The organism is Terriglobia bacterium, from assembly GCA_032252755.1.
GTDB lineage: Bacteria > Acidobacteriota > Terriglobia > Terriglobales > Acidobacteriaceae > JAVUPY01.
This window is the reverse complement of sequence record JAVUPY010000088.1, coordinates 17404-31168: the sequence shown is the minus strand read 5'-3', so window position 1 is coordinate 31168 and position 13765 is coordinate 17404. Positions and strand designations below refer to the sequence as shown.

Genomic DNA, 13765 nt, shown 5'->3' with positions numbered 1-13765 from the left:
TGCACGGGTGAAACTGGTCATCTGTGGGCTATCGATTACGTCATCGTGGGGGAACGGCCATGCGACCACTTTCCGCGCCCTCACGCGAGCCTTGTACGAGCGCGGGTGGGAGATCGTTTTCTTCGAGCGCGATGTCGAGTGGTACGCCTCGAACCGCGACTTGCCCGAACCGACGTTCTGCCGTGTCGTCCTCTTCCGAGAATGGAAGAGCATCCTTCGGAGACTGCGTGCCGAACTGAACCGCGCTGACGTGGCGATGGTTGGGTCGTATTTCCCGGATGGGGTTGCGGCGGTTCAGGAAATGCTCGACTCGGGGGCGCGGGTAAAGACCTACTACGACATCGATACGCCGATCACCCTCGCCAAACTCAACGAGACGGGAACAACCGCTTACCTGCTTGCCAGCCAGATCGCCGGTCTGGATGTCTACTTCAGTTTCACGGGCGGGCCGGCGCTGCGCATCCTGGAAGAAAAATTCGGAGCACCGCGTGCGGTTCCGCTGTATTGCAGCTTCGATCCTGAGCGTTATCACACGTACCCGGTTGCGAAGCGTTTTGCGTGCGATCTCAGCTACATGGGAACGTACGCGCCCGATCGCCAGCCGAAGCTGGAAGAGTTGCTGTGTGAACCCGCGCGCCAGTTACCGGCGTCGAAGTTCCTCGTCGCGGGACCGCAGTATCCGCGCGAGGTCCGCTGGCCTTCCAACGTGCGGCGGATCATGCATTTGAACCCCCGATGGCATCCGCACTTTTATTCGTCGTCGCGGATCACTCTCAACGTTACCCGCCGAGACATGGTGCAGGCCGGATATTCGCCATCGGTGCGGCTTTTTGAAGCCGCCGCGTGCGGCGCTACGATCGCTTCCGACAACTGGCCCGGGCTCGATACGTTCTTCACACCGGGTCGCGAAATTCTTTTGCCGGTATCTTCCGCCGAGATGGTCCGGTATCTTCGTGAGCTTTCGGCTGGCGAACTCTACAGCATCGGGCGGGCAGCCCAGGAAAGGGTACTCGCGGAGCATACGAGTGCTATCCGCGCGCGGGAGTTCGAGCGTGCTGTTGAAAACGGGAGAAAGGAGAACTCTGGGGTTCTGCGGAATCCACCGCAGCAGTTGGCCCTGCGTTAGCGCAAATAGGCGCCAGCTCTCGATTTGAGCTCTCCTTCGCAAACCTCAGTTCCAAGCATCGCATCCTATCCTTTTGGGCGGACGATCCTCCGAATTATCAAATCCAGTTGCGGCACAGAGGTCTCATGCGGATCGCGTTGATTGCCTCACCTTTCATCAGTGTTCCCCCCACCAGATACGGCGGAACGGAATTATTCGTTGCGCAGCTCGCAGAGGCGCTTAAAAAACTTGGCTTCGACGTTGTGGTCTATGCCAATGGGCAATCGTGCGTCAACACAGAGCTGCGCTGGCTCTATGCGGAGAATCAGTGGCCGATCGATGGTGAAATTTACTCAAACCTGAAAGACATGAATCATTGCGCCTGGGCGATCCGCGATGCCTGGAATGACGCCGATATCATTCATCTCAACAGTGCTTCAGGGCTGGCATTCTCTCGGTTCGATGGCCCGGAGTTCGTGTACACGATCCACCACCCCCATCACGACGGGTTGAGCGAATTCTACTCGCACCATCCGCAAGTCAATTTCGTCTGCATAAGCCGATTTCAGCAGGCGCTGGAGAGGCAGCCGCTCATTCGCACTATTCACCACGGCGTCGAGATGTCGCCCTATAAACTCCAGGAACAGAAGAAACCGTACCTCGCTTTCCTCGGCAGAATTGCCCCACTGAAAGGAACTCACGTCGCAATTGAGATCGCGAAGAAGAGCGGCATGTCATTGAAAATCGCCGGCGAGGTTCAGCCGCTTTATCGCGACTATTTCGAGAGTCGCATCAAGCCACATATTGACGGCAAATTCATCGAATACGTGGGCGAGGCCGACCTCGACGCAAAAAACGACCTGCTTGGTAATGCGGCGGCTCTGCTTTTCCCAATTCAGTGGAATGAGCCCTTTGGCCTCGTGATGGTTGAAGCGATGGCCACCGGGACACCAGTCCTGGCATTCGCGGGCGGCTCGGTCGCGGAAGTGGTTAAAGAAAAAGTCTCGGGCCATGTCTGCACGTCAATTGACGATATGGTTGCCACCGTGAAGGGGATCGAGGGAAAATTCTCTCCCGCGGAAGTGCGGCGTTATGCGGAAGAAAACTTCTCGGTGGAACGCATGGCCGGGCACTATGCGGATCTCTACAATGAAATCGCGTATCCGTCGCGCAAACCTGCAGGAGTTACAGCCGATTCCGAGATTGAATTTATTCCTGACATCGCCCTGGAAAGGGAATTGATCGCCAGGGAAGCGGCAGAACCTGATAATGAACCCGAGGAGCCTCGGGCGGTGGCATGAGTACGAAACTGGTGGTTCCAGAACAGGCCCTGGTGCCCATCGAGTCTCCGCACCTCGAGCCGCGGATTGCATACCAGCAGTTCGAGCCGCGCAAGGTCAACAACCTTACGCTGATCGATGGCAAGACCTTCTTGTCCACATCGGTCGCGGGCGACATCTATCCGCCGAGCGCGCCCGACGTCGGTTTCTTTCACCTCGACACCAGGTTCCTGAGTCACCTCGAACTGCGAATCGACAATCATCGCGCTGTCGTTCTCTCGTCCAGTACGGAAAAAACGTTTGCGTCGCAAGTCGAGCTGACGACCGGCAATATCACCCTACGAGACTCCTTCGATCTGCCGGAGAATACGGTTCACATCCGCCGTGAACAGTTACTCTCGCGCGATATCTTCTACGACTACTTTAGTTTCGAGAATTTCAACCTTAAGCCGGTTACGGTCACCGCTGAGATTATCTTTGACGCGGACTTTGTCGATGTCTTCCAGGTGCGTGGTGTGGCGCGAAGCGTCCATGGTCAGTATTACGAACCCATCATTCAGGACAACCGGCTGATCTTCTGCTATCGCGGCCTGGATAATATCTTTCGACAGACTGTGATTGAGGTCGAGCCAGCGCCCGTCAGCATTGAAGTCCGGCGCGCACGGTGGGAATTGCACCTTGAGCCGCTGAAGAAATTTCATATTGACGTGAGGGTGATTCCTTCGCAGGAAAACCGTCCCCAACGCACCGGCGAGCTGGATTTTGCAAAGAATCTGCGGTATCGGCGCGAGGCGTTTCGCGAATGGGAGTCGCGTTCGACCCATCTCCACACCAGCCACGGAGTATTCGATACCGCCGTTCATACTGCGACGGAAGACTTCCACGCCCTGCGGATTCCCGAAGGCGAGGAGCACATTATTGCGGCAGGGATCCCGTGGTTCGCGACCATTTTCGGGCGCGATTCGATTATTGCCGCTTACCAGACACTTTCACTGAATCCGGAACTCGCGATCGATACCCTGCGTGTCCTCGCGCGCTACCAGGGGACGCAGTACAACGACTGGCAGGACGAAGAGCCGGGCAAGATACTGCATGAGCTTCGCGAAGGGGAGATGACGCTTTGCGGCGAGATGCCGTTCGGTCCCTACTACGGTTCGATCGACTCAACGCCGCTGTGGCTGATACTTTTCAGCGAAACTTACAACTGGACGGCGGATGATGCCCTCGTTCGCGAACTGTTGCCGACCGCATATAAGGCATTGGAATGGATCGACAAATACGCCGATCTCGATGGCGATGGATTCGTCGAGTACAAGCGCCGCTCTCCCAAGGGTCTCGTCAACGAGGGATGGAAAGATTCCTGGGACGCCAACATTCACCGAGATGGCAAAATCGCCGAACCGCCGATCGCGCTCGCCGAGGTACAGGGGTACGTTTACGACGCGAAGTATCGGATGGCGTCGCTCCTGAAGGTTTTTGGAGACTCTCAACGGGCCGACAAGTTGCGTCGCGAGGCTCACGAACTGGCGCGGCGATTCGAGCGCACCTTCTGGATGCCGGAACGTTGTTTTTACGCCATGGGCCTGGATTCTGCCAAGAAGCCGATGGAGGTGATCGCCTCCAACGCGGGCCAACTGCTGTTCAGCCGCATCATTAGCCGCGACCGAGCGCGTGCCGTCACCGAGCGAATGATGCGCCAGGACATGTTCAGCGGTTGGGGATGGCGAACCATGTCGGCCGACGAACTCGTCTTCAATCCTCTCAGCTACCACCGCGGATCGGTGTGGCCGCACGACAATTCACTGATCGCGCATGGGATGGCATTGCATGAACTCCGTCAGCCTGCCATTCAAATCCTGACTACGCTGTTCGAGGCTGCATTGAATTTCCGCGATTGCAGGTTGCCGGAACTCTTTTGCGGGGTTCACCGCCGCGAGAACGACGAACCGGTGCATTATCCTGTCTCGTGCTCACCACAGGCATGGGCCTCGGGAGCAATGTTCCTGATCCTGACATCAGTCCTTGGAATTCGGCCATCGGCACCGCGCAAAGAGCTGAACATCATTAATCCGCAATTGCCGGAGTGGCTCGACTGGCTGCACCTTCGCAACCTGCGCGTCGGGAATTCGCGCGTAGGACTGGATTTCACGCGCCGGGGACATCGAACCTACTGCAACGTCGTAGACGTAGAAGGCGACAAACTGGCTGTCAATGTGGCATTCCGAAAGAATTAGTGCTGCGGTTGCTGAGGAGTCTCCTGGGCGTTCACTGCCTGCCAATGGCCGTTGCGTTTCACGAATACATCGCTGAATACGCTCTTGTGCGTGCCCGTCGCATTACTCACGGATACGATTCCGTCTGCAATCCCGGTATCCCCGTAAACACGAATTGTGAGAGTTTCGAACTGGCGAGTCTCTTGCGGCGACCTGGGATGCGTCTTGACATAGTCAATATGCTGCTGCTTGGTGATGAACCCCGACGGCAGCACATGCACGAAATCGTCGGCCAGGATAGATTCCAGGACAGCAGGGTCGTCAATGTGTTGCAACCAGCGTTCTTCGATGTCAGCGATAGCCTTTTGCGACGAATTCAGCCATGACCGTTGCGGCAGAGCTGCCATGGCGCTGAAAAGAACGACTGCGATGATTCCGAAACGGACCGTAGCTTTGGTCATCTGTATCCTCAATCTGGACGCTGCTCAAACAAAAGTTGAGGCTTTGTGAGAAGCCAATTAGCACTGCAGACTTGACAGGGGCTTCTCACGAAGCGTGTATTGAAGAATACTAGCGTGTTTCTCTGCCCAGCTGTTGAGCATCGAACTGAGTAGGACACGGAGGACGTCATGGCGGTAAAGATCACAATACGCCCGAATGGGCCCTATCGCCTGGAGTGTGAAGAGGGCGAAATCGAGCTGTTCGACGCCAATGGCAACAAGTATGACCTGACAGGCAAACGGGCGTTCTCGCTCTGCCGTTGCGGCGGCAGCATCAATAAGCCGTTTTGTGACGGCACGCACTCGAAGATCGGTTTCCAGGCGGCCGAAGCAGCAGTTGTCCACGAAAAGCCCAAGCCAGTGGAGAACAACCCCACCGCAAGCAGTCCCGCCAAAGGTTGAAACAAATTGCCGCCGAAGTGAACAGCGCGCCACAACCGGCGCGCTATTCATTTCGCAGGACTTAGGGCCGAACTAGTGGATGGTCTTCATCTTTCGGCTCATGTAGTCCATCAGCAGGTATTCGCCGAGGGTGTAGGGTGTCGTGAAGTAGGCTTTGCCGCGGCACATCTCGGTCACCTTCTGGACGAACTGAACAAGGCCGTAATCGCTGGCGAGCATGAACGTGTTGATCATGACGCCAGCGCGCTTGCACTTTGAAACTTCTTCGAGCGTTTTGCTGACGACCAGCGGATCCAGCCCGAAGGCGTTCTTGTAGATACGGCCGTCTTCGAGTGTCAGGGCCGAAGGCTTGCCGTCCGTGATCATGACGATCTGCTTCATGTCCTTGCGCTGGCGCTGCAGGATTCGCTGTGCCAGACGAAGACCCTCACGCGTATTCGTGTAATAGGGCCCGACCTTAACCCGCGCAAGTTGCGACAGTGGCAACTCCTCCGCGGAATCATGAAACAGTACCAACGAGAGCGAATCACCCGGATATTGCGTGCGGATGAGTTGCGAGAGAGCCATTGCGACTTTCTTCGCGGGCGTGAAACGGTCCTCGCCATAAAGAATCATCGAGTGCGAGCAGTCGAGCATCAGGACGGTCGCGCATGAGGATTGGTACTCGCACTGGTGTACCTGCAGGTCGCTGTACTCGATGTTCAGAGGTAGGCCGAGCCCCTCGCGCTGAATGGCGTTCGAAAGTGTTGCCGTAATGTCCAGGTTTAGCGTGTCGCCGAATTCGTATTGTTTACTCGCACCCGACGCTTCGATGCCGGTGGCGAGATCGCGCGTATCATGACGACCGAAGTTTGACTTGCCGAGTGATCCCAGCAGGTCGCGCAACGTGCGGTAGCCCAGGAAATCCAGCCCCTTGTCGGTGACCTCGAATTTAACTTCCCCCTGCTGCTGCCCGACCTGGCCGGGAGTTGTTGACGGCTTCGAGGGATCGGGAGGCTCGGTGATCGAGACGTAGTCTTCCTGCTGCATGCGCTCGATGATCTGCTCGATCAACTCCTCCATGCGGCCCTCGGTCTGCATTTGCTCGAGTTGCTCGCGCATTTCCTCGTCGAACAGGTCGCCATTGAGCAGCGCGTTCCGGATGGCTTCCTTCAGCGCCTCCATTGAGCGATCTTCGTCGCCCATCTGGTAGAAGCGCGAATACATGTCCTGGAATCCGCTTTCCAGCAGGAAATCGGAGAGGGCCCCCATCAGGTCTTCCATGCTGAGTTCATCAGCGAGAGAAGGGACGTATTTGGAATAGCGAACACGTTTCATGAAAAAGCAGTTCTCAGTTGCCCGTTCTCAGTTCCCAGTTAACCGCATTTGGCATTCGTAACTAGTTAAACGGTCGTCGGTTCTTTTTCCGGAACTCCATCTCCTCATCGAGGTCATCGCGGCGGAAATCGCGCTCGGTCGGGCGCTTGGGCGTCTTCTCACCTGCGGTGAAGACGCGCTCTTCGGTGCGACCTATGCGCTTGTGTGCGTGCAGGCCTTCGAGGATGAACTCCGCGGCCGAGATCTGCACTTCGGGTGCATTGGCGTTCTCCAACTTCAGCACCGACGTTTTCTCCATCAGGCCCTGAATATTCTTTAGCCCTTTCAGGACCTCCGCATCGGCAGCGGTTTCGGCGAGTTGGATTTCGCCGCCAAGTTCGAACCACTGCACGACCTGCTTCAGGTCGCCGTTTCCGAAATGCTTGTCGAAGGCCTGGGCTATGGCCGTACGGATGATTTCTCGCGCGACGGTGTCGGCACCCTTGATCTCGCCTTCGTATTCGAGTTCGAGTTTGCCGGTGATCGACGGCATTGCCGCGTAAACGTCCGCCACGCGGGGGACGACGAAATTCGACCCTTCCCTGATACTGCGACGCTCCGCGTTGGACACGACGTTCTCCATGACGCTGATCGGCAGCCGCTGCGAAACTCCGGAGCGTTTGTCGATGCGCTTGTCCTCGCGCGCCACGAAGGCGATCTGCTCGATCAGTTCGTTCATGAATCCGGGTACCTGCAATCGGTCGCCATCGCGGCGCGTCCAGGCTTCCTGCGAGGTAATCGAGATACCCTCTTCCACTGTGGCCGGATAATGCGTGCGTATTTCCGAGCCGATACGATCCTTCAACGGCGTGATGATCTTCCCGCGGGCGGTGTAGTCTTCAGGATTCGCGCTGAAGACGAGTGCAACATCGAGCGGCAGCCGGACCGGGTATCCCTTAATCTGGACGTCGCCTTCCTGCATGATGTTGAACAGGCCAACCTGGATTTTCCCGGCGAGGTCGGGCAGTTCGTTGATGGCGAAGATTCCTCGGTTGGCGCGCGGAAGCAGCCCGTAGTGGACGGTGTATTCGCTCCCGAGTTCGTGCCCGCCTTTCGCTGCCTTGATGGGATCGATATCGCCGATCAGGTCGGCGATGGTGACGTCGGGGGTCGCGAGCTTTTCGACGTAACGATCGTCGGCTGCAATGTAAGCGATCGGAGTCGCGTCGCCTTCGCGTGCGACGAGTTCCTTGCACCGCCGGCACAAAGGATCGTAGGGATTGTCGCGAATTTCGCAGCCGGCTACATAGGGCATCTGCTCATCGAGAAGCGTCGTCAGAGCGCGCAGGATGCGGCTCTTGGCCTGTCCGCGCAGGCCGAGCAGGATAAAATTGTGGCGGGAGAGAATCGCGTTCACGATCTGCGGCGTCACGGTGTCTTCGTAGCCAATGATGCCGGGGAAGATGGGGCTGCCCTGGCGCAAGCGCGCCACAAGGTTCTGGCGCATCTCGTCCTTCACGCGACGGCTCCGCAGTCGCTGCTCGGAAAACGGGCTTTTTCTCAACTCGCCAAGTGTTCGGGGAACATTGCTCACGGGGAACCTCCGCGCCGCAGGCATAATCCCGCGGCGCTGCCATCCTTGGGACTGATTTTACGCCGATTACGTCACAGTTACCTGTGATGAGCGCGGATACTACGATTGGACGAGCAAAACCGCTTCAGCGTTGCGCGATCTGTAAGGCTTCGGGTGGCAACTTGACTTTGCCCTCTCCGGAAAGTAGAAGCAACGACATGCGATTGAACGGGCAGGTTGTGGTGGTCACGGGCGCCTCCATGGGCATCGGCGAGGCGATCGCGAAGGTGTTTGCCGAAGAGGGCGCGCAGGTTGTCCTCTCCTCACGGAGTTTAGAGCGGGTCGAGGCTGCGCGTTCTCGCATCGGGAACTTGGCGGGCACACTGGCGGTCGAATGCGACGTTTCCGACCCGGCGCAGAGCGAGGGCTTGTTGCGTGCGACGCTCGATCGCTTCGGACGCGTTGATGTGTGGGTGAACAACGCCGGTTTCGGACTGGTGGACTCGATCCAGCGAATGGATATGAGTGCGTGTCGCAAGATGTTCGATACAAACCTCTTCGGCACCATCCAGTGCATTCAGCATGTCATCCCGGTCATGCGGCAGCAGGGAAGCGGTTGCATCATCAACGTTTCCAGTGTCGCGGGGTTCATCGGCGTTCCCTACATGGCAGCTTATGGCGCGACCAAGCACGCACTAAACTGTGTCTCGCGAGCGACGCGGGTCGAACTCCAGGGAACAGGCGTCCGCATCCTCAACGTTTGCCCCGGATTCGTAGAGACGCAGTTCTCGGCGAACGCCATCCGCGGAACGGACCGCAAGAAGATGCGTGCAGCGAACCAGCGGGGAATTTCGGCGGAACAGGTGGCTCGTGCGACACTTTATGGCTATGTCGGCAATAAAAGAGAAATCGTCGTTCCGTGGTTCTACAACCTGGTGATCCTCGCCTATCGCATGTTTCCCAGGGTGATTGAGAACGCGATGCGAGCAAAGATGAAGGACTTGTCCTGAGGCGCTGCTAGTAGCCGATCTCCAGTTCATCCAGCATTGCCTGCATTTCGCTCTCGGCGTGACGGTTCCCGGTCTTCTGGGCGGCCGCGATGCCCTGAGCCAGCATGGTTTTGGCTTCGTCGGCGCGTTCGGCCTTCTGCAGTGCCTGGGCGGCCATGAAGTACGCGTTGGCGTAAGTCGGGTCCTGCGTGATCAGGGTCTGGAATTCCGCGACTGCTGCATCGGTTTGGCCCGCGTTCGAGAGTTCCATTGCCAAGCCATACCTTGCGAGTTTGTTGCCCGGATCCTGCGCGAGGATTTGCTGCAGCATCGCCATTCGGTCATCGGCCATGACGAAGATAGTAGCAGGAGATGTGGTCCCGGCTTCAACCCTGCAATTTCCGCGGATTTCAACAGGGCAATCCGGTCTACAATGACCGCGCATTCCGATCATTGCGAAGTTTCTTGGCTTGTCCATACTTCTTTCCGACTGTTCGGCACGATGCCGAACTGTGGCCGCACCGCCGCCGGCTTCCGCTGGGCGACGGCTTTGCCGGGCACTGCACCGCGCCGGGACATGAGAGCGCGAGGCCCTCGGACCAGGAACTCGGCCAGTACTGCAATCTTGGCTACGCGCGGGATTGTCCGCATCTGCCGCAGGATCGTGCGGCCGACGCCGTGCACTTCTGTGTCAGTGGCGACAGTGACGGAGTCGTTCGGGTCTCCTGGCTGCTGGTGAAAGACCACGCGCACGCTGCGCACGGGACGCTGGAATTTGCGCGATCTTTCGGCTGGCGTGCACAGCATCCGGAGCCGGTATTGCAGCAGATGGCAGAGCGTTTCCTGGAGGCTTATTTCGCGAAAAGGGGCGAGTCGCACCGAACCGAGACGCTCACCGCGAACTAAATGCTAGTCGGCTGTCGCGGCAAAATCCTTTCCGTGATGCTCCTGCCCGAGCATGATGACGATAGCCAGGAGCACAATCGTCGCAATTTCAAACGAAGCCAGCGCCCAGCGATAGCCGAGCCAGTTCCGTAATGCGTATTCGATCGAGTTCGTCGGGGCGGCAAAGAGAATTCCCAACTGGTAGGAGAGCCCGGGGACCAGTCCGCGGACAGCATTGGGAGAGAGTTCGTTGAGGTGGGCGGGAACGATTCCCCAGGCCCCCTGCACGCCGGTTTGCATCAGGAAGGCACCGACCGCGAGGGTCATCAGCGAATTTCCGAACGCCCAGGCCGGAATGACGAGAATAGAGAGAAAGATTGCGGCGACGATCGCGCGGCGGCGACCCAACTTCTCCGACCACAATCCGAAGATCACTGCTCCGATGATCGCGCCCACGTTGTAGAGGATCGCGAGGTAGGAAACGTGGGCCGCCGAAATGCCGGCCTCGGTCTTCAGAAAATCAGGGTAGAGATCTTGCGTTCCATGAGAGAGAAACATGAACAGCGTCATCAGAACGGTGAGATAGGCGAACAACTTCCAGTGACTGCCAACCGTTCGCAAGATGTCACGGACGCTTCCAAGGCGATTTTGCTTCCATGCCCGAGGCTCGACCACATGCAGTCGGATGTAGAAAGCGAGCAGCGCGGGAACGCCGCCGAGCCAGAACATCGGTCGCCAGCCCCAGGCGGGGAGCACGAAGCGTGCTGCCAGCGCAGCCAGCAGATACCCGGTGGAGTATCCACTCTGGAGGATGCCTGAGAGGATTCCGCGCCAGCGCTTCGGAGAGCTTTCCATGGCGAGCGATGCGCCCACTCCCCATTCGCCTCCCATGCCGATGCCATAGATCGTCCGCAGAATCAGGAATACCGTGTAGTTCGGAGCGAAGCCGCACAGGAGTTCGATTACGGAGAAGAAGATGACATTCGCCATCAGCGGCTTGCGGCGGCCATAACGATCCGCGAGTATGCCGAAGATAAAGGCACCGAGAGGCCGCATGGCGAGCGTCGCCGTGAAGGTCAGGATGATGAGCGATTTTGCGACTTGGAAATCGTGCGCGAGGCGGTCGACGACGAAGACGATGACGAAGAAATCGAAGGCGTCCATCGTCCAGCCCAGATAGCTGGCAGCCATGGCGTGCCAGGCCTGGCGCCGGGTCAGGCCGGAGGAAGATTGCAGGTTCGCGGCGGATTCAGAGGTCATGGTTGCTCAAATGCCGTGATTGTACGCTATTCAAAAAGACAGTCATTAGCCATTAGCAGCCAGCAAGGGCGAACAACAGTACCGCTTGGTCCGCCATCCGTAAACCGCTGGTGCGGGTGCACGGATTGGCAACTCACAAATATAATGGCGGCCATGGAAGAGTCCGCTGCAAATTTAGCTCCCCGTCCGGTTCGCGAGAGCCAATCGGAAATGATCGAGATCGTTCTGCCGAACGACGCTAACCCCTTAGGCGCCCTCCTTGGCGGACGCTTGATGCACTGGATCGACGTAGCCGGCGCTCTTGCCGCTCATCGTCACTCGAAGAGCTACGTAGTGACAGCATCGATTGATCATCTCGATTTTCTTGTCCCGGTGCATGTGGGTGATTTCGTTATCCTGCGATCGTCGGTGAACCGCGCCTTCAATACCTCGATGGAGACAGGAGTGAAGGTCTGGGTGGAAAGCTACATTACGGGTGAGCGTCGGCACGTCAGTACGGCGTACCTCACATTTGTAGCCGTCGACCGGCACGGGCGTCATCGTCACGTACCCCCAGTAATCCCCGAGACCGAAGATGAGAAGCGACGCTACGAGGGCGCGCTGCGGAGAAGGGAGAACCGACGCAAGGAGATGGCGCTCCGGAAGGGTAGAGGCTGATCGGATCACGGTCGTGTATCGTGACTAGTTCAGTACCGTCAGGCTCAGAGAATGTTGGTGCCTCAAGCCTCCCGCTGAATAACCATTTCGATGTGATCCAAATCACAGCGTCAATTGACGGCCAACCCTGAGAATCGTGACGGGTAACCATCCAGCGCAAAAGGACGGCTCAGCAGGCCAGGGCGCGATACAGCGTCCGGAGCGTTCTGCGCTACCCATCACGAGGACCTTATGGACAGTGCACTTTTAGTTCACCGCCTGCAATTTGCGTTTACCGTCACCTATCACTACTTGTTTCCGCAGTTAACGATGGGGCTGGCGCCCCTGATCGTGGCTCTGAAGACTCTCGCTCTCCGCACCGGCAATGAGCGCTACAACGAATCGGCCCGTTTCTGGGCGAAAATTTTCGGGATCAACTTCGTCATCGGAGTAATTACCGGTATTCCGATGGAATTCCAGTTCGGAACCAACTGGTCACATTTTTCGCGCTTTGCCGGCGGAGTGATCGGCCAGACGCTGGCGATGGAAGGCGTGTTTGCCTTCTTCCTCGAATCCGCGTTTCTCGGGCTGTTTCTTTATGGAGAGAAGCGGCTGAGCCCGAAGGCGCACTGGTGGTCGGCTTTTGCGGTGTTCGCCGGCGCGTGGATTTCGGGGTATTTCATTGTCGCGACCAACGCCTGGATGCAGCACCCGCAGGGCTACACGAAACTGGCTGACAGTTCGGTTGCGCTGACGAGTTTCTGGGCGCTGGTCCTCAATCCCTGGGCCTTGTGGCAGTACGCGCACAACATGGCTGGCGCGGTACTGACGGGAGCGTTCGTGATGGCAGCGGTGGGAGCGTTCTACCTGCTCAGCCATCGTCATGAAGAGCACGGGCAGATCTTCGTGCGGACGGGAATCGTGGCCGGGTTGATTTCGGCGATCCTGCTGATCGGGCCAACCGGCGACGGGCAGGGACGCAACCTGGTGAAGTATCAACCGGCGACGCTGGCAGCAATGGAGGCACTCTTCCAGACGCAGCCCGGAGCACCGCTGGTGATCATCGGACAGCCGGATGTGGATAACGCGAAAATCGACAATCCGATCGAGGTGCCAAAAGTTCTCAGTCTGCTCAGCTATCGCTCATGGAGCGCAGAGGTGAAGGGCCTGGATGCCTTTCCTAAGTCGGAGTGGCCGCAGAACATTCCGCTGCTCTACTACAGCTACCACATCATGGTCGGCCTCGGGACTATTTTCATGGCGATCATGACTGTTTCGGCGCTGCTGCTGTGGCGCAAGAAGCTGTGGAACGCGCGATGGATGCTCTGGATTCTCATGCTGAGCTTCCCGTTCCCATACATTGCTAATACGGCGGGATGGATGACGGCGGAGATCGGGCGCCAGCCATATCTCGTGTACGGGCTGATGCGGACCGTGGAGGGCTATTCGAAGACGGTTTCGGCCGGCAATGGGTGGTTCACGCTGCTGGGTTTCTTTGGAATGTACACCATCCTTTCGGGGCTGTTCTTCTTCCTCATCACGCGCGAAATCGCGCATGGACCTGAAATGGTTCCGGCCAAGGTCGTTGCGCCCGAGCCGAAGATTCTCGTCGGGGAGGTGAAATAG

Annotated in this window: 13 protein-coding genes; 8 read left to right on the top strand and 5 right to left on the bottom strand. The window is 57.8% G+C overall.

Annotated features, from left to right (window positions below; translation table 11 throughout):
- Positions 1-7: 7 nt before the first annotated feature.
- The 3 genes from ROO76_21630 (at position 8) to ROO76_21620 (ending at position 4619) form a co-directional block, all read left to right on the top strand.
- A complete protein-coding gene (locus tag ROO76_21630) occupies positions 8-1126 on the top strand; it encodes a glycosyltransferase (protein MDT8070770.1) in 1119 nt (372 codons plus the stop codon).
- Positions 1127-1251: 125 nt separating this feature from the next.
- Positions 1252-2406, top strand: a complete 1155-nt coding sequence (locus ROO76_21625) for a glycosyltransferase family 4 protein (GenBank protein ID MDT8070769.1) — start codon at positions 1252-1254, stop codon at positions 2404-2406.
- Positions 2403-4619, top strand: a complete 2217-nt coding sequence (locus tag ROO76_21620; protein MDT8070768.1) for a glycogen debranching N-terminal domain-containing protein — start codon at positions 2403-2405, stop codon at positions 4617-4619. The genes ROO76_21625 and ROO76_21620 overlap by 4 nt, the downstream gene beginning before the upstream one ends.
- On the opposite strand, the gene ROO76_21615 is transcribed toward ROO76_21620, so the two are convergent.
- Positions 4616-5059 carry a nuclear transport factor 2 family protein gene (locus ROO76_21615; protein MDT8070767.1) on the bottom strand — a complete coding sequence of 148 codons (444 nt, stop codon included), beginning with the start codon at positions 5057-5059 and terminating at the stop codon, positions 4616-4618. The genes ROO76_21620 and ROO76_21615 overlap by 4 nt on opposite strands.
- A gap of 168 nt (positions 5060-5227) precedes the next feature.
- Between ROO76_21615 and ROO76_21610 the strand changes: the two genes are divergently transcribed.
- A complete protein-coding gene (locus ROO76_21610; GenBank protein ID MDT8070766.1) occupies positions 5228-5500 on the top strand; it encodes a CDGSH iron-sulfur domain-containing protein in 273 nt (90 codons plus the stop codon).
- A gap of 72 nt (positions 5501-5572) precedes the next feature.
- Here the strand turns inward: ROO76_21610 and ROO76_21605 are convergent, their stop codons facing one another.
- Both ROO76_21605 and ROO76_21600 read right to left on the bottom strand, forming a co-directional pair.
- Positions 5573-6817, bottom strand: a complete 1245-nt coding sequence (locus ROO76_21605) for a VWA domain-containing protein (protein ID MDT8070765.1) — start codon at positions 6815-6817, stop codon at positions 5573-5575.
- 61 nt (positions 6818-6878) lie between these two features.
- Positions 6879-8414 (bottom strand): magnesium chelatase, encoded by a 1536-nt coding sequence (locus tag ROO76_21600; GenBank protein ID MDT8070764.1) that lies wholly within the window; start codon positions 8412-8414, stop codon positions 6879-6881.
- 173 nt (positions 8415-8587) lie between these two features.
- Here ROO76_21600 and ROO76_21595 point away from each other — a divergent pair, with 173 nt between their 5' ends.
- Complete coding sequence (locus ROO76_21595; protein ID MDT8070763.1) at positions 8588-9379, top strand: SDR family NAD(P)-dependent oxidoreductase; 792 nt, start codon at positions 8588-8590, stop codon at positions 9377-9379.
- A 7-nt stretch (positions 9380-9386) separates the two neighbouring features.
- Here ROO76_21595 and ROO76_21590 read toward each other — a convergent pair whose 3' ends face one another.
- The gene (locus ROO76_21590; protein MDT8070762.1) at positions 9387-9710 is read right to left on the bottom strand and encodes a tetratricopeptide repeat protein; all 324 of its coding nucleotides are present in this window, start codon (positions 9708-9710) and stop codon (positions 9387-9389) included.
- Between the two features lie 113 nt (positions 9711-9823).
- On the opposite strand from ROO76_21590, the gene ROO76_21585 reads away from it, so the two are divergent.
- Positions 9824-10264: a hypothetical protein gene (locus tag ROO76_21585; GenBank protein ID MDT8070761.1), complete on the top strand. Its 441-nt coding sequence runs from the start codon at positions 9824-9826 to the stop codon at positions 10262-10264.
- A gap of 3 nt (positions 10265-10267) precedes the next feature.
- Here ROO76_21585 and ROO76_21580 read toward each other — a convergent pair whose 3' ends face one another.
- Positions 10268-11503: an MFS transporter gene (locus ROO76_21580; GenBank protein MDT8070760.1), complete on the bottom strand. Its 1236-nt coding sequence runs from the start codon at positions 11501-11503 to the stop codon at positions 10268-10270.
- Positions 11504-11713: 210 nt separating this feature from the next.
- On the opposite strand from ROO76_21580, the gene ROO76_21575 reads away from it, so the two are divergent.
- On the top strand, positions 11714-12160 hold the full coding sequence (locus tag ROO76_21575) for an acyl-CoA thioesterase (protein ID MDT8070759.1): 447 nt from the start codon (positions 11714-11716) through the stop codon (positions 12158-12160).
- Between the two features lie 231 nt (positions 12161-12391).
- Complete coding sequence (locus tag ROO76_21570; GenBank protein MDT8070758.1) at positions 12392-13765, top strand: cytochrome ubiquinol oxidase subunit I; 1374 nt, start codon at positions 12392-12394, stop codon at positions 13763-13765.

Coding starts and splice junctions, on each gene's coding strand:
- ROO76_21625 (MDT8070769.1), top strand. CDS start 1,252: ATGCGGATCGCGTTGATTGCCTCACCTTTCATCAGTGTTCCCCCCACC.
- ROO76_21620 (MDT8070768.1), top strand. CDS start 2,403: ATGAGTACGAAACTGGTGGTTCCAGAACAGGCCCTGGTGCCCATCGAG.
- ROO76_21615 (MDT8070767.1), bottom strand. CDS start 5,059: ATGACCAAAGCTACGGTCCGTTTCGGAATCATCGCAGTCGTTCTTTTC.
- ROO76_21610 (MDT8070766.1), top strand. CDS start 5,228: ATGGCGGTAAAGATCACAATACGCCCGAATGGGCCCTATCGCCTGGAG.
- ROO76_21605 (MDT8070765.1), bottom strand. CDS start 6,817: ATGAAACGTGTTCGCTATTCCAAATACGTCCCTTCTCTCGCTGATGAA.
- ROO76_21600 (MDT8070764.1), bottom strand. CDS start 8,414: ATGCCTGCGGCGCGGAGGTTCCCCGTGAGCAATGTTCCCCGAACACTT.
- ROO76_21595 (MDT8070763.1), top strand. CDS start 8,588: ATGCGATTGAACGGGCAGGTTGTGGTGGTCACGGGCGCCTCCATGGGC.
- ROO76_21590 (MDT8070762.1), bottom strand. CDS start 9,710: ATGGCCGATGACCGAATGGCGATGCTGCAGCAAATCCTCGCGCAGGAT.
- ROO76_21580 (MDT8070760.1), bottom strand. CDS start 11,503: ATGACCTCTGAATCCGCCGCGAACCTGCAATCTTCCTCCGGCCTGACC.
- ROO76_21575 (MDT8070759.1), top strand. CDS start 11,714: ATGATCGAGATCGTTCTGCCGAACGACGCTAACCCCTTAGGCGCCCTC.
- ROO76_21570 (MDT8070758.1), top strand. CDS start 12,392: ATGGACAGTGCACTTTTAGTTCACCGCCTGCAATTTGCGTTTACCGTC.